Source organism: Escherichia coli (assembly GCF_036503815.1).
Lineage (GTDB): Bacteria > Pseudomonadota > Gammaproteobacteria > Enterobacterales > Enterobacteriaceae > Escherichia > Escherichia coli_F.
The window spans coordinates 4,339,156-4,358,614 of the sequence record NZ_AP027764.1; the positions used below are offsets into that span (position 1 = coordinate 4,339,156).

Consider the following 19,459-nt stretch of genomic DNA (forward strand, 5'->3'; position numbering starts at 1 on the left):
ATTAAACAGATATAAGACATCTTTTATTCTTTACATAGAATATGTATTGAATACTGGTGAATATTGGTGAGGAGAAAAGATCCAGTAATAAACTGAAATAAATATCGCGACTTATATGAAAAAGAAATATATGTTTAATTTTATCTCTGTGAACAGTCATGAACAGTAGATGATCACTTTAATTAAAACACTACACCACTTAACCACATGTATTTACTATATTTTTATTGAAGTGAACAGTAGTGAATAGTATGTATTAAAGGAAGCGTGTAGATCAGACATGACACCTTTCTCTGGCTAGCCAGAACAAGGTCATTGTTCAGTCACTGACACAATCCTCCTCGGTAGTGCGCTTGTATGGACCCCGGCACAATTGACACAACAACAAAACACTACCGGAGCAGCCATGACAACTGTTAACCAGATCTCTGATGCAAACATTACCCCCACCCTCCCGCCGAAAATTCGCGAAGCGGTGGAAAAAGTTAAGGCAGCAAAAGCTGTCTGGCAGGAAGAACGGCGAAAACAAACCGAAGCCGCTGCAATGACTGAAACTATCCGTAAACGTCAGGAAGATACAAAAACGGAGACGCAGGCGCTTAATGATGAATGGCGAAACCTGTTTCGTGAGAATCAGGGGAATATGACGCCACGAATGAAAAAACTGCGGGCAGAAATCGCCCTCGGACGCGAAACACTAGATGAGTTCGAAGATTTGCTGGCTGCTCAGGCTGCAGAAAATGAATTCCTGCCATGGAAAACTGCGGATGCTGCAAACCGCTACATCAGCGAACATAATCACCTGATTGAAACTCATGCAGTGTGGCTCTGGAATGAGTTTATGAAGGAACACGGCCAGAAACTTATTCAGATCCTTGGACTGCTGAAAATGACTCTGGGCCGAAGCGCATCTTCTGTTATCGGTGTAGTTCATACCGTAAACGACCCCGAAAGTGTGCTGAAGCAATTTATCAGCGAGCAACTCACCACTCCGGCACTGTTCTGTAACGTATCTTCAACGGATGATATTGCCCTGCCGGGGATCAGCATTTATGCGGACGATAAAGCCATACAGGATGCCAGACAATCACCCAGCCCTGCAGCACGTTCCCGGATGCTTAAACAGCGTGACATGGCTAAAGGGGGCGAGAAGGAATGAATACCGGAACCATTACTCAGGAAGCTCTCAACGATTACCGCGCGGCAATAAAAAGCTGGCTGACACTACGTAATGTGCAAAGTACCAGCCAGCTTCGTCTGGCTGCTTTGCTGGATACTGAAGAAAAACCCGCAGCATATGCCAGCCAACTTGAGGATCTTCGTGAGCGTCTTGCACTCCTCGAATGGCAGATTAACTGTGCCGCCCGGGATGGTCTTTATGCTCACCAGATTGTGCTGGAAAGCTGTGTTACAAGCGCAACTGAAAACTTCATGAGCGAGCATGGTGATGCACTCACTGACGCTCTGGCTCCTTTTCTTTGTGCACCATACGGGCTTGAGGCGGCAATGAAAATATTACGAACCGCTGTAGCCCGACAAACGGAAGTCCGTACTCCGGTAATTTCAGCAGCATATAAGAGCATTATCGACGAAACCGGATTAACGGTGGATGCATCAATGCGCGCTGATGCTTCAGCCAGTTTCACCCCGGCACAACATAAAGTTTTCCTGGCCCGCCTTAACCGACTTAATGAAAAAGGAGTGTGCTGATATGGCCCTGAAGTGTCCTGAATGTGGCGCGGTCGCTCACGCCAGAACCAGCGCCTATGAAGCTCCGTCGGTTAAACGCTCATGGTATCAGTGCCAGAATCTGGAATGTTCCTGCACATTTACCGCACTGGAAAGCGTGGATACGATAATTATGAAGCCTCGGTGCAATGAACAGGAATCAGACAAAGCAAAAATACCGGAAAAACAACAGCAAACTCTCAATTGCTATGGCTCCGCGTCAAAGCTGTCAAACCGTCAGCAAATTCCTGTCTGATTAGCAAAATACGACCACGAAGTCCCGGTCCAGTACCGGGATTTTTTACGCCTTTTCCCTGGCTGGCCTGAGAGCGTATGAGTGCATATCTATGGCGCATGAAAACGCATGAGTCTCATGCGCCATTTTTGACGCGAAAGCCCTTGTGTGGTGGCTTCTGAGACGATTTACGGGGTGCATGAAAACCAGTCTGTTAAGCGAAGCGGGCAGGCGGGCGGGGCTGTGCGCAATCGCGAAAATAAGTGGATTATCCCGCCAATCCTTGCTAAGAATAAAGTCTGAGTACGGGTGACTGTGCAAGGGTCATTTAAACAAACTAAACAACCCTTGAAAATTTAATTTAAGGAAAGAATTTTCCTGAAATGTTTTTGTAAATCCTCTAATTTACTTATAAGCTCATTGATATATTCAATATTATCACCACTCAAGAGAGCATTTATATAACCATTTAGAACATCATAATCTTGCAATATTTTAGAATCATTAAAGTTTTTAAACTGCATGCAACTTCCTTCATAAATCAATGATTCACCAATATATTGCTGTTCGAGAGAGCGAATAGCAGGAAAGTTGAAATTATTATTCCTTAAAACAATGGATATATTTTTAAGTAATTCGCCTATCAAAATTTCATCATTAACAGGAGATATAACAACAGTATTTCTTTCCTTACGAAAAAGCTGCGCCCAACACAGGAACTGGCACACATAATATCTAGTGCTAACTTCATAATAAGGGTCCTCCGTCAACGACCCATTGTCTTTAATATACTTCAAACGCCCTATTAAACCGTTAACGGAACTCAATAAAGTTAATCCCCAACGCCCTAATTCTATTTCCCTTTCTTTTTTTTGTGAAAACTCGAAATCTATTCTTTTCGCTAATAAATCACTTTCAATTTTTAATTTATTTTTATAGGTCTCCAACCCTCTCTTATCCATATGTTTGAGAATCATCTTGCATATAAATGCAATAATACCTAATGCGATACTTGAAGATAAGATATCATTTATAATCTGATTCATTTTTTGGCCCTTTCTAATAAAGCGTCATAATCAAACCCGGGGGGATTATGCTTGATTATGTCATTATTATCTCTAAAAGAACGATATTGAGCCTCCCTTAAGGCTTTAATATCTAATGTTGTAGTTAGAATACAGTGATTCTCTCCACCTTTTACGTATATTTTGTTTGAGATAGAGCTTCTCGATGGCTGAAGAACGCACGACCCTCCATAATGAGAAGTATTTGACTGAGCTACATAACAATGCAAATCTCTTGCCGCTGATTCGGTTATATGTTGATAATAATTAACATCCCTATTCCAAACGCAAGCAAAAAGAATATCCAACTTTGACTTAAACAAAGCGCGATGCTCAATATTCGCGAGTTCGAAGCAGTTATATGTAGCGAATGATACATTTTTCCATCTAATAAGATGATATCGTTGCTTCTTAGGCTTTGGTGCTCCTGCTCTAAGTCTTAATGTATGTAAGAGTTCAATTTCCTTAGGAGCGTAATAATTTTTAACTCTAAACACAAGCATGCTTGATTTATAATTCTCATCAGTATTATAAGGTAACATTTCAACAAGTATATTATATGCGCGCTCATCAAGAACCCAATGTTCAAGACCGAATATAAGCGCAATTTGTTTTCTTCGAGAGTAAGCAGCCATAAATGGTAGCCATGAAACTGGGATAGACAATTCCGGCAGTAATAATACGTCAGCTTCCTCTTTATTTGCTGCATTAAGAATATGATACAGTCCTTTTTGTCTTTGATAACTTAGATTTGGCGACTGATCCTTTCGACATGCTCTTTGTATAGAGTCTCTATCAACCAACATATTAGCTAACGCAACTTTTATTTTCTCATTTTTAGAACTAAACTTATCATTAACCTTTATCGAAATTGTGTTTTTGTTTTTATTTACAACGCAAGCCCCCTGATGAAAATCATTTCTTGTTGTAAATTTATGCAATTCTTTTTTTTTCAAAGATCTAATCAGATAAAAAAGTTGATATTCATCAGCATGTATAAATCTTGGAGTTTTTGATTTTTTACTTTTCACAAGCTCAATATCAAGCTCAGATATATTTTTATAAAGTTCTTCTTCTGTCAAATCTCCTCTATAATTCGTATAATTCACTAATGGCCAAGAAACCAAATTGTGTCTAATTAAATTACTATCTCTGAAACGTTCAATTAATTTTACCTTATCCGCATCACCATTAATCATTTTGCGTATAGGAATTAACTCCTTCTGCTCTGTCTCTTGTGTATCATTTAGGATTACATCAAGATCAAGCAGTGCAAGATTCAGGCAAAGTGAAATATCAGCGTACTCGTTCATTGCAGTTTTAATTTTTGATGAGATATCACTTTCATCATTGTCCCCATGCCATTTTATCTTTTCAATACTGTCTTGAATAGATTTATAAAAAGATCGAGAAAAGGTATATTTCTTAGTTATCAATGTATACGCTAATACTTTTTCCCATAATCTACTGAATCGTATGCAATTCTCTCCTCTAAAGAAAAGAGTGATTTGCTTTAATGTTGATTCATTAGACGTTAGGTTGCATAAACGATGAGCAAGAATATGCGATGATATATATTTTGAAAGTTCAGTTTCATTCTCTGCCAACCCCATAATGCTTCTGAATTTATTAGCCGAACCATTTAATAAAACATCATAGGCAAATTTATCTAAATCACTCTCTATATGCTCATCGGGTAAAAAACGAAATGCACTACTACGGTTTTCAACCTCTTGTTTAAAGACTCGTAACCCTGCCAGACTATGGTTCCTATCAAAATAATGAAAAATTAATTTGTCTTTTTGTATAGGTAAGGAATGATACTCATCTGACAATCTAAAAATTGCATCACCTTTATTATCATGCTTTATAAAATCCCCTAATGCACTATCAATAAAATTTATAATTTCCTTACCCTTTTCAGAAGGCTGCATCGAAGGAGAAGAGAACACAAATAAAATATCATCTACATAACGACCATAATATGCAGGGTTGATTTTAGATTTAATATCAGCATCAAAATCTGAAAGGTACCAATTAGCTAATATAGCTGACGAAGTAAATCCTATTGGAATACCTTTCGATACAGACTCTTCATGTGTAACACAAATATAAGGAGCTATAACCTGCTTATACATGTCATGCATTTGTGAAATCTTTTCATTCAAATACAATGACAATTCCATGCTCTCAGATGGAGAGTTATCTATTATCACCTTTTCTATTTTCTTAAAATCTATATTTATATTATAATAAAAACTTTTTAAGTCTAGTGATAATATAGCTACATTTTCCTGCTCTTTTTCAACAGTATCAATTGCTTTATTTATTCCGCCATCACGCCATTTGTTATAGTTATCAACATATTTCTGGAATATATTAACAGAAGAAATTGATTCTTCTGTCGGGTAATCTCTTGCGTATTTTTTTACCACATTTGATACTCGATTACCATAGGTGTAATTGGTGAAATTTTCGTCCAGCAAAGAACCAACATATATTGACCACAATGTCTCAATAAGATATATTTCAACAGGTGCCACAACCAAATAATTTACAGATTCAACTATATATTCGCTCGCTGTTTTATTATTACTCAGAAACAAAGCACCATTACTTTGCTCACTCTCTAAATGACTTTTAATCTTCTTTGGTAAAATTTCAACATTGATGCCTTGTAACCATTGATCAAAAACGGATTCATCATCGCCATTGAATAAATCAACCACTTTTTTTATTTTACGATCGAATCCTGTGTTTTCAAATTTTGCTATTTCAGCTTTCAGATAGAAATTTAAATTTTCGTAATATGCATATGACTTCAAGCAATTATACGCGCTTAATACATTTCCTTTGCTAATCATAAGTCACCTTTATATTTTCATTGCTGCAATTAGAATAAATGTCATTTTCCATCATGCTACTTTTTTCATTTAGCATAATCATAGGGTGTTACATATTTTTCTTTATTACTATCTAAATAATCAGCCCACCATTGAACCATCAATCGACGCTCGTCTAAATGCTCAGAAGTATGAATATACGCAGCACGAACATTGTTACGCTCTGAGTGGCTTAACTGGCGCTCAATCGCATCATCGCTCCATAAACCTGACTCACCTAAAGCACCTCGCGCCATTGTTCTGAAACCGTGACCACATACTTCAGTTTTAGTGTCATAACCCATAGCCCGCAAAGCACTATTCACCGTGTTTTCACTCATAACTTTAGTTGCGTCGTGATCTCCCGGAAACAGCAGCTCTTTATCACCACTAATCTGCTTAAGCTGCTCTAACAAAATCATCGCCTGCCGACTAAGCGGAACGATATGCTCCTCTTTCATCTTCATCCCACGGTACGAATAACGGACACCTTTAATTTCTTCTCGTTTTGCCGGTATACGCCAAAGAGATTTATCGAAGTCGAATTCATCCCAGCGAGCGAAACGCAACTCGCTGGAACGAACAAAAGTTAGTAAGGAAAGCTCGACTGCAATCCGTGTCATTACACGGCCACGATATGCAGCAAGACGTGCAAGAAACTCAGGGAACCGGCTAGAAGGTAAAGCAGGGTAATGTCGCGCTTTGGTTGTCGATAGCGCACCGGCCATATCGCTGGCTGGATTTGAGTCGATGTAATCGTTCTGTACGGCATAACGCATAATGGCTGTGACGCGCTGTTGCAGGCGCTGAGCGACATCGTGTTTGCCACTGGCATCAACTTTTTTAATCGGGGCTAACAGGTGGCTGGTTTTAAGCTGCCGAATGTCGGACGAACCGATATGAGGGAAGATATAAAGCTCAAGATAGCGAAGAACGCGCGATCGATGGTCTTCACTCCAGCGCTTGTTACTGGCATGCCATTCTCGGGCGATAGTTTCAAAAGTATATGCCCCCGAATTCTCGGCCTGAGCTTCTTTTTGTACAACTTTTGGGTCTATGCCCTGTACTAAAAGCTTTTTAGCTTCATCGCGTTTTGCTCTTGCCTGAGCAAGCGTCACAGTAGGCCAAACACCAAAAGCGAGACGATCCTCTTTTTTGTCAGAGGGACGTCTGTATTTCATGCGCCAGTATTTGGAACCTTTGGCCGAAACCTCAAGATACAAACCACCACCATCGGCCATTTTGTAGGTTTTGTCTTTTGGCTTTGCGGTCTCGACCTGTCTGGCGTTGAGCTTCATTTGGGGGCACATTTCTAATCGAAGTTAAGATGCCCCCAATTATGCCCCCAATGATATCCGGATTTCAACGGACAACCTCGGAAGAGGCAGGACGTAAAAATCGCTGCAATCATTGATTTTAAAGGGATATTTGAACTTTCTCGGATGGTCTTGGAAGTACTAATGGTGCCGAAGGCCGGACTCGAACCGGCACGTATTTCTACGGTTGATTTTGAATCAACTGCGTCTACCGATTTCGCCACTTCGGCACTGAAGAGGTATGCGGAAAACGTTGTGGATTATACCTGTCGCACGCCACCATGCAAGCGCCAGCTTGCTCGCACCTCGCTAAGTGCTGAAATTTTCAGCATTGCATACCGTGATGTGTAACCTTTGTCACACTCCAGGCACCCCGCCCTACCATGCTCTACACTTCCCAGACAACACCAGAGAAGGACAAAAATATGTCGATGATAAAAAGCTATGCCGCAAAAGAGGCTGGCGGCAAACTGGAAGTTTATGAGTACGATCCCGGTGAACTGAAACCACAAGATGTCGAAGTGCAGGTGGATTACTGCGGGATCTGCCATTCCGATCTGTCGATGATCGACAACGAATGGGGATTTTCACAGTATCCGCTGGTTGCCGGGCATGAGGTGATTGGGCGCGTGGTGGCGCTCGGGAGCGCCGCGCAGGATAAAGGTTTGCAGGTCGGTCAGCGTGTCGGGATTGGCTGGACGGCGCGTAGCTGTGGTCACTGCGACGCCTGTATTAGCGGTAATCAGATCAACTGTGAGCAAGGTGCGGTGCCGACGATTATGAATCGTGGCGGCTTTGCTGAGAAGTTGCGTGCGGACTGGCAATGGGTGATTCCACTGCCAGAAAATATCGACATTGAATCTGCCGGGCCACTGTTGTGCGGCGGTATCACGGTCTTTAAACCACTGTTGATGCACCATATCACTGCCACCAGCCGCGTTGGGGTAATTGGTATTGGCGGGCTGGGGCATATCGCTATAAAACTTCTGCACGCAATGGGATGCGAGGTGACGGCCTTTAGTTCGAATCCGGCGAAAGAGCAGGAGGTGCTGGCGATGGGTGCCGATAAAGTGGTGAATAGCCGCGATCCGCAGGCACTGAAGGCTCTGGCGGGGCAGTTTGATCTCATTATCAACACCGTCAACGTCAGCCTCGACTGGCAGCCTTATTTTGAGGCGCTGACGTATGGCGGTAATTTCCATACAGTCGGCGCGGTCCTCACGCCGCTGTCTGTTCCGGCCTTTACGTTAATTGCGGGCGACCGCAGCGTCTCTGGTTCAGCAACCGGTACACCTCATGAGCTGCGTAAGCTGATGCGCTTTGCCGCCCGCAGCAAGGTTGCGCCGACTACCGAACTGTTCCCGATGTCGAAAATTAACGACGCCATTCAGCATGTACGCGATGGTAAAGCGCGCTACCGCGTGGTGTTGAAAGCAGATTTTTGAAAATCATTCGCAGCGCTGATCTGAGGCGCTGCCCTCTTTCGCACATATTCTGTTTTGTCTTATCGCCAGCACAGCCTGCCGACATTGTTCGGTGACATTGGCAATATCATGGTTGATATCAATGCGCACAATATCCTGTTCATCTGCTTGTGGTCGCTCCAGCGCCTCAAACTGACTTTTTAGTAACGCTACCGGCATAAAATGCCCAGCCCGACGCTGCATTCGCGCGAGAATAGTTTCATAATCGCCATCTAACCAGAGGAAATGAACATGGGGGCTACCCTTGCGTAAAATATCACGATACTGTTTTTTTAATGATGAACAGACAATAAATCCTGTTTCATTCTTTTTATAAAGACTGTATGAAGCATCATTTAAGCGTTCCAGCCAGGGAAGTCGATCTTCATCAGATAATGGAATGCCTTGCGACATTTTATCTATATTTTTGGCTGGATGAAGATCGTCACCATCAATAAATTTCGCAGACAATAACGCGGCAACCTTGCTACCAATTAATGTTTTACCACTCCCTGATACGCCCATCAAAATAAAGCTTTCACCCGCCATTTAAAATCTCCTGAATCATCTTACCTGCGGCGATACTACGCCTGGCGGCATAATAATTTCACGTTTTTTTATTTCTGTTGATAAGAATTACAAGGCACATCACGTTATGCGTAACATAGTAATGTAACAATTTTCTGACGTGATCTTCATCACAAATAATGACAATTAAAACCGCTTAAATGCTTCCGAGGTGTCTACCTGACCAGTGAGGAATTTATGCAAGTGAAAACACAGTCCTGCGTTGTTACGGGCAAGAAAACTGTTGCCGTTACCGAGCAGACGATAGATTGGAATAATAATGGAACATTAGTACAAATAACCCGAGGTGGAATTTGCGGTTCCGATTTACATTATTATCAGGAAGGAAAAGTAGGTAATTTCATGATAAAGGCACCGATGGTGTTAGGTCATGAAGTTATCGGTAAAGTTATTCATAGCGACTCATCAGAATTACATGAAGGGCAAACGGTAGCCATTAATCCGTCTAAACCGTGCGGTCACTGCAAATACTGCATTGAACATAACGAGAATCAGTGTACAGAGATGCGTTTTTTTGGCAGTGCCATGTATTTCCCTCATGTTGATGGTGGCTTTACCCGTTATAAAATGGTCGAAACGTCGCAATGTGTCCCTTATCCGGCCAAAGCTGACGAAAAGGTTATGGCTTTTGCCGAACCTTTAGCCGTCGCGATTCATGCCGCACATCAGGCCGGCGAGTTACAGGGCAAGCGAGTATTTATTTCCGGTGTTGGGCCCATTGGCTGCCTGATTGTCAGTGCTGTGAAAACACTGGGGGCCTCGGAAATTGTCTGTGCCGATGTGAGTCCCCGTTCCCTTTTGCTGGCCAAAGAGATGGGGGCGGATGTGCTCGTAAACCCACAAAACGACGACATGGATCACTGGAAAGCGGAAAAAGGCTATTTCGATGTCAGCTTTGAAGTGTCCGGTCATCCTTCATCAGTGAATACCTGTCTGGAGGTCACTCGTGCACGCGGCGTAATGGTGCAGGTAGGTATGGGAGGCGCGATAGCAGAATTCCCAATGATGACGTTGATTGGTAAGGAGATTTCACTCAAAGGCTCTTTCCGTTTTACCAGCGAATTTAATACCGCAGTGTCATGGCTGGCGAATGGCGTTATCAATCCACTGCCTTTACTGAGTGCTGAATATCCCTTCACTGACCTGGAAGAGGCGCTACGTTTCGCCGGTGATAAAACCCAGGCAGCAAAAGTCCAGCTTGTTTTCTAAGAGATAAATAAAGGAATAATACAATGAACGATCTATTTTCACTGGCAGGAAAAAATATCTTGATTACCGGTTCAGCACAGGGCATTGGCTTTTTACTGGCAACCGGCCTGGGTAAATATGGCGCACAAATAATTATTAATGATATTACTGCCGAACGCGCAGAACTTGCTGTAGAAAAACTCCGCCAGGAGGGTATTCGGGCCGTTGCCGCACCTTTTAATGTTACCCATAAACATGAAATTGATACCGCCGTTGAACATATCGAAAAGGACATCGGCCCCATTGATGTGCTGGTGAATAACGCCGGTATCCAGCGCCGTCATCCTTTTACTGAGTTCCCTGAACAAGAGTGGAATGATGTGATCGCAGTAAACCAGACCGCCGTGTTCCTGGTGTCGCAAGCGGTAACTCGTCACATGGTTGAACGCAAGGCGGGTAAAGTTATTAATATTTGCTCGATGCAAAGCGAACTGGGACGTGACACCATCACCCCTTATGCCGCATCGAAAGGAGCGGTAAAAATGCTCACCCGCGGCATGTGCGTCGAGCTGGCGCGCCACAATATTCAGGTCAACGGTATTGCGCCGGGCTATTTCAAAACAGAAATGACTAAAGCACTGGTTGAGGACGAAGCCTTCACCGCCTGGTTGTGCAAACGGACCCCCGCCGCACGCTGGGGCGATCCGCAGGAACTGATTGGTGCTGCGGTGTTCCTTTCTTCAAAAGCCTCTGATTTCGTAAACGGCCACCTGTTGTTTGTTGATGGCGGCATGTTGGTGGCTGTTTAACAGCCACTACCCTGCGTGCAGCGCGAAAGCGCTGCTTTTCTGGCACTAATAAGAGATAAAGACTATGCCATTAATCATTATTGCGGCAGGCGTCGCGCTGCTTCTTATCCTGATGATCGGCTTTAAAGTTAACGGCTTTATTGCCCTCGTTCTGGTAGCTGCCGTCGTCGGATTTGCCGAAGGGATGGATGCACAGGCCGTCCTGCACTCTATACAAAATGGTATCGGCAGCACGCTCGGCGGGCTGGCAATGATCCTCGGTTTCGGGGCCATGTTAGGCAAGCTGATTTCTGATACGGGCGCGGCACAACGTATCGCCACTACGCTGATTGCTACTTTTGGTAAAAAACGCGTGCAATGGGCGCTAGTGATCACCGGTCTGGTTGTGGGCCTCGCCATGTTTTTTGAAGTGGGCTTTGTCCTGCTGTTGCCGTTGGTATTTACCATCGTAGCATCATCAGGATTACCCCTGTTGTATGTTGGCGTACCAATGGTAGCAGCGCTCTCTGTAACCCACTGTTTTCTGCCGCCACATCCTGGTCCTACTGCCATCGCGACTATCTTTGAGGCTAATCTCGGAACGACTCTACTGTATGGATTTATCATTACCATTCCGACAGTTATTGTCGCAGGACCGCTGTTTTCTAAACTGCTAACTCGCTTTGAGAAAGCACCACCAGAAGGCTTATTTAATCCTCATCTGTTTAGCGAAGAGGAGATGCCCTCCTTCTGGAACAGTATTTTCGCTGCCGTGATCCCGGTCATCCTGATGGCTATCGCCGCCGTTTGTGAAATTACGTTACCGAAAACTAACACCGTGCGCCTCTTCTTTGAATTTGTCGGTAACCCTGCCGTTGCGCTGTTTATTGCCATTGTTATTGCGATTTTCACACTGGGCCGACGTAATGGACGCACCATCGAGCAAATCATGGATATCATTGGGGATTCTATAGGCGCTATCGCGATGATTGTGTTTATTATCGCTGGCGGCGGCGCGTTTAAGCAGGTATTAGTAGATAGCGGTGTCGGGCAGTATATTTCACACTTAATGACCGGAACTACGCTTTCGCCGTTATTGATGTGCTGGACTGTTGCGGCGCTGTTGCGTATCGCTCTGGGCTCTGCCACCGTCGCGGCCATTACCACCGCGGGTGTGGTGTTGCCGATTATCAACGTTACCCATGCCGATCCCGCTTTAATGGTACTGGCAACCGGTGCGGGCAGCGTGATCGCGTCACACGTAAACGACCCTGGCTTCTGGCTATTTAAAGGGTATTTTAATCTGACGGTTGGTGAAACGTTGCGTACCTGGACGGTGATGGAAACCCTTATTTCTATTATGGGTTTGCTGGGCGTGTTAGCCATTAACGCCGTATTGCACTGAAAGAATAAAATATTGTGATGTAGTTTCGGGGGAAGATTGAAGATTCCCCCGACGTTGGGAGAAGTTATGCGCAATCACAGAATTTCTTTACAGGATATCGCTACGCTGGCTGGCGTAACAAAAATGACCGTGAGTCGTTATATCCGCTCGCCGAAAAAGGTGGCAAAGGAAACAGGCGAGCGCATCGCCAAAATTATGGAAGAGATCAATTATATCCCTAATCGCGCTCCCGGCATGTTGTTGAATGCACAAAGTTATACCCTCGGTATCTTGATTCCGTCATTTCAAAATCAACTCTTCGCTGACATTCTCGCGGGAATAGAATCCGTCACCTCTGAGCATAATTATCAGACCCTTATTGCTAATTACAATTACGATCGCGATTCCGAAGAAGAGTCGGTGATTAACCTGCTCTCTTATAACATTGACGGGATTATTCTTTCGGAAAAATATCACACCATCAGGACGGTGAAATTTCTGCGTTCAGCCACCATTCCGGTCGTGGAATTGATGGATGTACAGGGAGAACGGCTGGATATGGAGGTCGGTTTTGATAATCGGCAGGCCGCTTTTGACATGGTGTGTACCATGCTGGATAAGCGAGTCAGGCGCAAAATTCTGTATCTCGGTTCCAAAGATGACACCCGCGATGAACAGCGTTATCAGGGGTATTGCGATGCGATGATGCTGCATAATCTTTCCCCGTTACGCATGAATCCACGCGCCATCTCATCCATTCATTTAGGAATGCAATTAATGCGTGATGCCCTTAGCGCAACCCCGGATTTAGACGGTGTATTTTGCACCAATGACGATATTGCGATGGGTGCGCTTCTGCTGTGCCGCGAGCGAAACCTCGCCGTGCCAGAACAAATTTCCATTGCGGGTTTTCATGGGCTGGAGATTGGCAGGCAAATGATCCCAAGCCTCGCCAGCGTAATTACTCCCCGTTTTGATATTGGTCGGATGGCCGCCCAAATGTTGCTGAGCAAAATTAAAAATAACGATCACAACCACAACACTGTTGACCTCGGGTATCAGATTTATCACGGTAACACGCTTTAGGTTATTTTCTCTTCATTACACGTATTCTCTTTGCCGGACGTTGCCTATACTCCAGGCAGGAAACTGGAGGATATCTCATGAGCGAACCCCTGTTAATTGCCCGCACGCCGGACACAGAACTGTTTTTACTGCCGGGAATGGCTAACCGTCACGGGCTGATTACTGGCGCAACGGGGACGGGTAAAACCGTTACGCTGCAAAAACTGGCAGAGTCATTGTCGGAAATCGGTGTTCCGGTGTTTATGGCCGATGTGAAAGGTGATTTAACGGGAGTAGCGGAGGAAGGTACATCTTCGGAAAAACTGCTCGCAAGGCTTAAAAATATCGGCGTCAATGACTGGCAACCACATGCTAATCCGGTGGTGGTGTGGGATATCTTTGGCGAGAAAGGCCACCCGGTGCGGGCGACGGTTTCAGACCTGGGGCCGCTGTTGCTGGCGCGACTGTTGAATCTCAACGATGTGCAATCTGGCGTGCTGGATATCATCTTCCGCATTGCTGATGATCAGGGGCTGTTACTGCTCGACTTTAAAGATTTGCGGGCGATTACTCAGTACATCGGCGATAACGCCAAATCCTTCCAGAATCAGTACGGTAATATCAGTAGCGCATCGGTTGGTGCCATCCAGCGCGGGCTGTTGTCGCTGGAACAACAAGGCGCAGCACACTTTTTTGGCGAGCCGATGCTGGATATCAAAGACTGGATGCGTACCGATGCCAATGGTAAAGGGGTTATCAATATCCTCAGCGCCGAGAAGCTCTACCAGATGCCGAAACTGTATGCCGCCAGCCTGCTGTGGATGCTTTCAGAGTTGTATGAACAATTGCCGGAAGTAGGCGATCTGGAGAAACCAAAACTGGTGTTTTTCTTCGACGAAGCACATCTGCTGTTTAACGATGCGCCACAGGTACTGCTGGATAAGATTGAGCAGGTGATAAGGCTTATTCGCTCAAAAGGCGTGGGCGTCTGGTTCGTTTCGCAAAACCCGTCAGATATTCCGGATAATGTGCTCGGACAGCTCGGTAATCGCGTTCAACACGCTTTGCGGGCTTTTACGCCCAAAGATCAGAAAGCAGTAAAAGCTGCGGCGCAAACCATGCGGGCCAATCCGGCGTTTGATACCGAAAAGGCAATCCAGGAACTGGGGACCGGCGAGGCGTTAATCTCGTTTCTCGATGCGAAAGGAAGTCCTTCAGTGGTGGAACGGGCGATGGTTATCGCGCCTTGTTCGCGAATGGGGCCGGTGACGGAAGATGAGCGTAACGGCCTGATTAATCACTCCCCGGTGTATGGCAAGTACGAGGATGACGTGGACCGGGAATCCGCCTATGAGATGTTGCAAAAAGGCTTTCAGGCCAGTACCGAGCGGCAAAATAATCCTCCCGCGAAAGGGAAAGAGGTGGCGGTGGATAACGGTATTCTTGGTGGATTGAAGGATATTTTGTTTGGCACTACCGGACCACGCGGCGGGAAGAAAGATGGTGTGGTGCAAACAATGGCGAAAAGCGCCGCCCGCCAGGTGACGAATCAGATTGTACGCGGTGTGCTGGGGAGTTTGCTGGGGGGGAGAAAAAGGTAAGTCAGGTGCGATTTGTCTTTGCTTGATGCGACGCTGGCGCGTCTTATCATGCCTACACTACTGCAATATATTGAATTTTCATGATTTTTCAGGCATAAACAAAGCACACTTTGCTAACAATAATAAAGGGAGCTTTCGCTCCCCTTATACGTTCATCCAGTTACGATTTTCTCATTAACAGCCACAGACTGATTAAGAAGAAGCTGGCGCTTGGCAACAGTGCGCCGATGATCGGCGGGATGCCGTAAACCAGCGTCAGCGGGCCGAAGATCTGGTCCAGTACGTAGAAGACAAAACCGAAGCTGATACCGGTGACCACACGCACGCCCATCGGCACGCTACGCAGTGGGCCGAAGATGAACGACAGCGCCATCAGCATCATCACCGCCACGGATAACGGCTGGAAGATTTTGCTCCACATGTTGAGCTGATAACGTCCGGCATCCTGACCGCTCGACTTCAGATACTTCACGTAGTTGTGCAAACCACTGATGGAGAGTGCATCCGGGTCCAGCGCCACCACGCCCAGTTTGTCTGGCGTGAGGTTGGTTTTCCAGGTACCGCTCACCGTCTGTGAACCAGTGATCTGTTTCGGATTGGTCAGATCAGATTCATCAACCTGCGACAGACGCCATACTTTATGTTCCGGGTCAAACTTCGCGGTAGCGGCATAGCGTACAGATTGCAGACGACGATTCTCATTAAAGGCATAGATACTGATGCCACCTAACTCTTCGTCACCTTTAACCCGCTCAATGTAGACGAAGTTGTTGCCATCTTTTGCCCATAAACCTTGCTGGGTAGAGAGCAACGAGCCACCGTACATCGCCTGCGCACGGTAGTTACGCGCCATCTGCTCGCCCTGCGGTGCGACCCATTCGCCAATCGCCATCGTCAACAAGACCAGCGGAATGGCGGTTTTCATCACCGACAGTGCCACCTGCATACGGGTAAAACCAGAAGCCTGCATGACCACCAGTTCGCTGCGCTGCGCCAGCATCCCCAACCCAAGTAATGCACCCAGCAGAGCCGCCATCGGGAAGAAGATTTGCACATCTTTCGGCACGCTCAGCAAGGTATACATTCCTGCGCCTAACGCGTCGTAACTCCCCTGCCCGGCTTTTTTCAGCTGATCGACAAACTTGATAATGCCCGACAGCGACACCAGCATGAACAGCGTCATCATAATGGTGGTGAAAATAGTTTTACCGATATAGCGGTCAAGTACGCCAAAAGGTTGCATCACACCGCTCCTTTACGCGAAAAACTGGCGCGCAGGCGGCGGACCGGCACGGTGTCCCAAAGGTTGAGAACAATCGCCAAAGCCAGATAAATCAGGTTTACGGTCCACATCCACAGCGTCGGGTCCAGCTTACCTTTACCGCCGTTCGATTTCAGGGAGGTCTGGATCAGGAAGAACAACAGATACAGCAGCATGGCTGGCAGCATCGACAGTACGCGCCCCTGACGCGGGTTAACCACGCTCAGCGGAACGACCATAAGTGCCATCATAAACACGGTGAATACCAGCGTGATACGCCAGTTCAGTTCTGCGCGGGCACGATCGGTGTCAGTGTTCCACAATGTGCGCATGTCCATCTGGTCAGTATCGTTCGGGTCGAGCGCCACCGCCTGGTGACCAATGATCGCCTGATAATCCTGGAAGTCCGTAATGCGGAAATCGCGTAACAGTGCAGTGCCTTCGAAGCGCGTTCCCTGGTTGAGAGTGACGACCTGGGAGCCGTCGCGCAGCTGGGTTAAATGTCCGGAATCGGCCACCACCACAGAAGGACGTGCATTACCTTTTGGTCGAATTTGCGCGAGGAACACATCTTTGAAATCGCTGCCGTCAACGCTTTCGATGAACAGCACCGAGCTGCCATTAGTCGCTTGCTGGAATTGCCCTTGCGCCAGCGCTGCCATGCCAGGGTTCGCTTTCGCTTCTGCTAACACTTCATCCTGATGTCGCGATGACCACGGTCCCGCCCACATGACGTTAACCGCCGCGACGATTGCCGTGAATACCGCAAGGATCATTGCCGCTTTCACCAACACCGCTTTGCTCAGGCCGCAGGCATGCATTACCGTAATTTCACTTTCGGTATACAGTTTGCCCAGCGTCATCAGCAGCCCGAGGAACAGGCTTAATGGCAGGATAAGCTGCGCCATTTCCGGCACGCCCAACCCGAGGAGGGAGAGCACCAGATTCGCCGGAATATCGCCGTCAACCGCTGCGCCGAGGATCCTCACTAACTTTTGACAGAAAAAGATCAAAAGCAAGATGAAGAGTATCGCCAGCTGGCTTTTGAGCGTCTCCCGCACCAGATATCTTATGATTATCACTTTAAATACGCCCGTAAAAACTCGTCTTTTGCAGGATTTTAGCTTGTTTCATGGCTTAAACGTCATTTATTCTCTTGAGTCGTCGAAATCGTCGCTAAGATAATTATACTCAACGGATTCACCTCTCAGATTTTGTTCTGACGTGCCAATGCCGTAATAACGTTAAGATTAACACGAAGTCATCGCAACAGCGGACATGAGTTACGAAAGCTTGCAATTCTATCTGTAGCCACCGCCGTTGTCTTTAAGATTCAGGAGCGTAGTGCATGGAGTTTAGTGTAAAAAGCGGTAGCCCGGAGAAACAGCGGAGTGCCTGCATCGTCGTGGGCGTCTTCGAACCACGTCGCCTTTCTCCGATTGCAGAACAGCTCGATAAAATCAGCGATGGGTACATCAGCGCCCTGCTGCGTCGGGGCGAACTGGAAGGAAAACCGGGGCAGACACTGTTGCTGCACCATGTTCCGAATGTACTTTCCGAACGAATTCTCCTTATTGGTTGCGGCAAAGAACGTGAACTGGATGAGCGTCAGTACAAGCAGGTTATTCAGAAAACCATTAATACGCTGAATGATACTGGCTCGATGGAAGCGGTCTGCTTTCTGACTGAACTGCACGTTAAAGGCCGTAACAACTACTGGAAAGTGCGTCAGGCTGTCGAGACGGCAAAAGAGACGCTCTACAGCTTTGATCAGTTGAAAACGAATAAGAGCGAGCCGCGTCGCCCGCTGCGTAAGATGGTCTTCAACGTGCCGACCCGCCGTGAACTGACCAGCGGCGAGCGCGCGATCCAACACGGTCTGGCGATTGCCGCCGGGATTAAAGCAGCAAAAGATCTCGGCAATATGCCGCCGAATATCTGTAATGCCGCTTATCTCGCCTCTCAGGCGCGCCAGCTGGCTGACAGCTACAGCAAGAATGTCATCACCCGCGTTATCGGCGAACAGCAGATGAAAGAGCTGGGGATGCATTCCTATCTGGCGGTCGGTCAGGGTTCGCAGAACGAATCGCTGATGTCGGTGATTGAGTACAAAGGCAACGCGTCGGAAGATGCACGCCCAATCGTGCTGGTCGGTAAAGGTTTAACCTTCGACTCCGGCGGTATCTCCATCAAGCCTTCAGAAGGCATGGATGAGATGAAGTACGATATGTGCGGCGCGGCGGCGGTTTACGGCGTGATGCGTATGGTCGCGGAGCTGCAACTGCCGATTAACGTTATCGGCGTGCTGGCAGGTTGCGAAAACATGCCTGGCGGCCGAGCCTATCGTCCGGGCGATGTGTTAACCACCATGTCCGGTCAAACCGTTGAAGTGCTGAACACCGACGCCGAAGGCCGTCTGGTACTGTGCGATGTGTTAACTTACGTTGAGCGTTTTGAGCCGGAAGCGGTGATTGACGTGGCGACGCTGACCGGTGCCTGCGTTATCGCGCTAGGCCATCACATTACCGGCCTGATGGCGAATCATAACCCACTGGCCCATGAGCTGATTGCCGCGTCTGAACAATCCGGTGACCGCGCATGGCGTTTGCCGCTGGGTGACGAGTATCAGGAACAGCTGGAGTCCAATTTTGCCGATATGGCGAACATTGGCGGTCGTCCTGGCGGGGCGATTACCGCTGGTTGCTTCCTGTCGCGCTTTACCCGTAAGTACAACTGGGCACACCTGGATATCGCCGGTACCGCCTGGCGTTCTGGTAAGGCGAAAGGCGCAACCGGCCGCCCGGTGGCGTTGCTGGCACAGTTCCTGTTAAACCGCGCCGGGTTTAACGGCGAAGAGTAATTGCATCAGGCTGTGTTGTTATTGTCGGATGCGGCG

Annotated in this window: 17 protein-coding genes and 1 tRNA gene; 10 read left to right on the forward strand and 8 right to left on the reverse strand. The window is 46.6% G+C overall.

Annotation, left to right across the window (positions count from 1 at the left end; genetic code table 11):
- Positions 1 to 406: 406 nt before the first annotated feature.
- From AABJ99_RS20775 to AABJ99_RS20785, 3 genes are read left to right on the forward strand one after another with little or no spacing between them, the layout of a single operon-like run.
- On the forward strand, positions 407 to 1,159 hold the full coding sequence (locus AABJ99_RS20775; protein WP_000214380.1) for a phage capsid assembly protein: 753 nt from the start codon (positions 407 to 409) through the stop codon (positions 1,157 to 1,159).
- The gene (locus AABJ99_RS20780; RefSeq protein WP_001091693.1) at positions 1,156 to 1,710 is read left to right on the forward strand and encodes a phage polarity suppression protein; all 555 of its coding nucleotides are present in this window, start codon (positions 1,156 to 1,158) and stop codon (positions 1,708 to 1,710) included. Before AABJ99_RS20775 ends, AABJ99_RS20780 begins: the two co-directional genes overlap by 4 nt.
- Position 1,711: 1 nt before the next feature.
- Entirely contained in the window at positions 1,712 to 1,984 is a 273-nt protein-coding gene (locus tag AABJ99_RS20785) for an ogr/Delta-like zinc finger family protein (RefSeq protein WP_095501409.1), read from the forward strand.
- Between the two features lie 335 nt (positions 1,985 to 2,319).
- On the opposite strand, the gene AABJ99_RS20790 is transcribed toward AABJ99_RS20785, so the two are convergent.
- The 4 genes from AABJ99_RS20790 to AABJ99_RS20805 all read right to left on the reverse strand — a co-directional run bounded on the left by AABJ99_RS20790 (position 2,320) and on the right by AABJ99_RS20805 (position 7,455).
- Positions 2,320 to 3,009: a hypothetical protein gene (locus tag AABJ99_RS20790; RefSeq protein ID WP_001071804.1), complete on the reverse strand. Its 690-nt coding sequence runs from the start codon at positions 3,007 to 3,009 to the stop codon at positions 2,320 to 2,322.
- Entirely contained in the window at positions 3,006 to 5,891 is a 2,886-nt protein-coding gene (locus AABJ99_RS20795) for an RNA-directed DNA polymerase (RefSeq protein WP_191007396.1), read from the reverse strand. Before AABJ99_RS20795 ends, AABJ99_RS20790 begins: the two co-directional genes overlap by 4 nt.
- A gap of 65 nt (positions 5,892 to 5,956) precedes the next feature.
- Positions 5,957 to 7,207, reverse strand: a complete 1,251-nt coding sequence (locus tag AABJ99_RS20800) for a tyrosine-type recombinase/integrase (RefSeq protein ID WP_000772675.1) — start codon at positions 7,205 to 7,207, stop codon at positions 5,957 to 5,959.
- 163 nt (positions 7,208 to 7,370) lie between these two features.
- Positions 7,371 to 7,455: transfer RNA gene (locus AABJ99_RS20805), tRNA-Leu, on the reverse strand.
- Positions 7,456 to 7,650: 195 nt separating this feature from the next.
- Here AABJ99_RS20805 and ahr point away from each other — a divergent pair.
- Entirely contained in the window at positions 7,651 to 8,670 is a 1,020-nt protein-coding gene (gene ahr / locus AABJ99_RS20810; protein ID WP_015364387.1) for an NADPH-dependent aldehyde reductase Ahr, read from the forward strand.
- Between the two features lie 3 nt (positions 8,671 to 8,673).
- Here the strand turns inward: ahr and idnK are convergent, their stop codons facing one another.
- Positions 8,674 to 9,237 (reverse strand): gluconokinase, encoded by a 564-nt coding sequence (gene idnK / locus AABJ99_RS20815; RefSeq protein ID WP_000896738.1) that lies wholly within the window; start codon positions 9,235 to 9,237, stop codon positions 8,674 to 8,676.
- A 216-nt stretch (positions 9,238 to 9,453) separates the two neighbouring features.
- Between idnK and idnD the strand changes: the two genes are divergently transcribed.
- From idnD to yjgR, 5 genes are all read left to right on the forward strand, one after another.
- A complete protein-coding gene (gene idnD / locus AABJ99_RS20820; protein ID WP_039021201.1) occupies positions 9,454 to 10,485 on the forward strand; it encodes an L-idonate 5-dehydrogenase in 1,032 nt (343 codons plus the stop codon).
- A 23-nt stretch (positions 10,486 to 10,508) separates the two neighbouring features.
- On the forward strand, positions 10,509 to 11,273 hold the full coding sequence (gene idnO / locus AABJ99_RS20825; RefSeq protein ID WP_000998700.1) for a gluconate 5-dehydrogenase: 765 nt from the start codon (positions 10,509 to 10,511) through the stop codon (positions 11,271 to 11,273).
- A 64-nt stretch (positions 11,274 to 11,337) separates the two neighbouring features.
- The gene (gene idnT / locus AABJ99_RS20830; RefSeq protein WP_001128336.1) at positions 11,338 to 12,657 is read left to right on the forward strand and encodes a gnt-II system L-idonate transporter; all 1,320 of its coding nucleotides are present in this window, start codon (positions 11,338 to 11,340) and stop codon (positions 12,655 to 12,657) included.
- A gap of 66 nt (positions 12,658 to 12,723) precedes the next feature.
- Positions 12,724 to 13,722, forward strand: a complete 999-nt coding sequence (idnR, locus tag AABJ99_RS20835) for a DNA-binding transcriptional regulator IdnR (RefSeq protein WP_001348245.1) — start codon at positions 12,724 to 12,726, stop codon at positions 13,720 to 13,722.
- A 77-nt stretch (positions 13,723 to 13,799) separates the two neighbouring features.
- Positions 13,800 to 15,302: a helicase HerA-like C-terminal domain-containing protein gene (gene yjgR / locus AABJ99_RS20840; RefSeq protein WP_039021200.1), complete on the forward strand. Its 1,503-nt coding sequence runs from the start codon at positions 13,800 to 13,802 to the stop codon at positions 15,300 to 15,302.
- A gap of 160 nt (positions 15,303 to 15,462) precedes the next feature.
- On the opposite strand, the gene lptG is transcribed toward yjgR, so the two are convergent.
- The 3 genes from lptG to ytgA form a co-directional block, all read right to left on the reverse strand.
- Positions 15,463 to 16,545, reverse strand: a complete 1,083-nt coding sequence (lptG, locus tag AABJ99_RS20845) for an LPS export ABC transporter permease LptG (RefSeq protein WP_001295681.1) — start codon at positions 16,543 to 16,545, stop codon at positions 15,463 to 15,465.
- Entirely contained in the window at positions 16,545 to 17,645 is a 1,101-nt protein-coding gene (gene lptF, locus AABJ99_RS20850) for an LPS export ABC transporter permease LptF (RefSeq protein WP_000584114.1), read from the reverse strand. Before lptF ends, lptG begins: the two co-directional genes overlap by 1 nt.
- A gap of 62 nt (positions 17,646 to 17,707) precedes the next feature.
- The gene (gene ytgA, locus AABJ99_RS20855) at positions 17,708 to 17,758 is read right to left on the reverse strand and encodes a protein YtgA (protein WP_211180521.1); all 51 of its coding nucleotides are present in this window, start codon (positions 17,756 to 17,758) and stop codon (positions 17,708 to 17,710) included.
- A 153-nt stretch (positions 17,759 to 17,911) separates the two neighbouring features.
- Here ytgA and pepA point away from each other — a divergent pair, with 153 nt between their 5' ends.
- Entirely contained in the window at positions 17,912 to 19,423 is a 1,512-nt protein-coding gene (pepA, locus tag AABJ99_RS20860) for a leucyl aminopeptidase (RefSeq protein WP_000397144.1), read from the forward strand.
- The last annotated feature ends 36 nt before the right edge of the window (positions 19,424 to 19,459 follow it).

Excerpts from the sequence above, each read along its gene's own strand:
- idnO (WP_000998700.1), top strand. The coding sequence starts at position 10,509 with ATGAACGATCTATTTTCACTGGCAGGAAAAAATATCTTGATTACCGGT.
- yjgR (WP_039021200.1), top strand. The coding sequence starts at position 13,800 with ATGAGCGAACCCCTGTTAATTGCCCGCACGCCGGACACAGAACTGTTT.
- idnR (WP_001348245.1), top strand. The coding sequence starts at position 12,724 with ATGCGCAATCACAGAATTTCTTTACAGGATATCGCTACGCTGGCTGGC.
- lptG (WP_001295681.1), bottom strand. The coding sequence starts at position 16,545 with ATGCAACCTTTTGGCGTACTTGACCGCTATATCGGTAAAACTATTTTC.
- AABJ99_RS20790 (WP_001071804.1), bottom strand. The coding sequence starts at position 3,009 with ATGAATCAGATTATAAATGATATCTTATCTTCAAGTATCGCATTAGGT.
- ahr (WP_015364387.1), top strand. The coding sequence starts at position 7,651 with ATGTCGATGATAAAAAGCTATGCCGCAAAAGAGGCTGGCGGCAAACTG.
- AABJ99_RS20780 (WP_001091693.1), top strand. The coding sequence starts at position 1,156 with ATGAATACCGGAACCATTACTCAGGAAGCTCTCAACGATTACCGCGCG.
- idnT (WP_001128336.1), top strand. The coding sequence starts at position 11,338 with ATGCCATTAATCATTATTGCGGCAGGCGTCGCGCTGCTTCTTATCCTG.
- AABJ99_RS20775 (WP_000214380.1), top strand. The coding sequence starts at position 407 with ATGACAACTGTTAACCAGATCTCTGATGCAAACATTACCCCCACCCTC.
- idnD (WP_039021201.1), top strand. The coding sequence starts at position 9,454 with ATGCAAGTGAAAACACAGTCCTGCGTTGTTACGGGCAAGAAAACTGTT.
- AABJ99_RS20785 (WP_095501409.1), top strand. The coding sequence starts at position 1,712 with ATGGCCCTGAAGTGTCCTGAATGTGGCGCGGTCGCTCACGCCAGAACC.
- AABJ99_RS20795 (WP_191007396.1), bottom strand. The coding sequence starts at position 5,891 with ATGATTAGCAAAGGAAATGTATTAAGCGCGTATAATTGCTTGAAGTCA.
- AABJ99_RS20800 (WP_000772675.1), bottom strand. The coding sequence starts at position 7,207 with ATGAAGCTCAACGCCAGACAGGTCGAGACCGCAAAGCCAAAAGACAAA.
- idnK (WP_000896738.1), bottom strand. The coding sequence starts at position 9,237 with ATGGCGGGTGAAAGCTTTATTTTGATGGGCGTATCAGGGAGTGGTAAA.
- pepA (WP_000397144.1), top strand. The coding sequence starts at position 17,912 with ATGGAGTTTAGTGTAAAAAGCGGTAGCCCGGAGAAACAGCGGAGTGCC.